Below are 233 nucleotides of genomic sequence, written 5' to 3'. Positions count from 1 at the left end.
CGAAATTGTCCAGATGGGCGTGCATGGCGGCGCGCGCGGCCTCCGGCGCGCCTTCGGTCAGCGCCTCGATGATCGCCTCGTGTTCGGCCACCAACTGCGGGCGCAGGTTGCTGTCGGCCACGGCACTCCGGATCGCGGTCCAGAGGGGGTTTTCGGTCTGGTCGCGCCAGAATTGCGCCGCCAGACGAGCCAGGACCGTGTTGCCCGCCGCCGTGGCGATCACCTCGTGGAAC

1 protein-coding gene is annotated in these 233 nt (G+C 69.5%); it reads right to left on the bottom strand.

Annotated elements, in window-relative coordinates; all coding sequences use genetic code 11:
• Positions 1-233, bottom strand: a 233-nt coding sequence (locus tag E0702_RS18285) for an FCD domain-containing protein (RefSeq protein WP_132045902.1), incomplete at both ends; no start/stop codon positions are given.

The organism is Halomonas marinisediminis, assembly GCF_004347715.1.
Lineage (GTDB): Bacteria > Pseudomonadota > Gammaproteobacteria > Pseudomonadales > Halomonadaceae > Halomonas > Halomonas icarae.
Note: the sequence above shows the minus strand (reverse complement) of the source record. Positions and strands in the feature narration are given on the sequence as shown.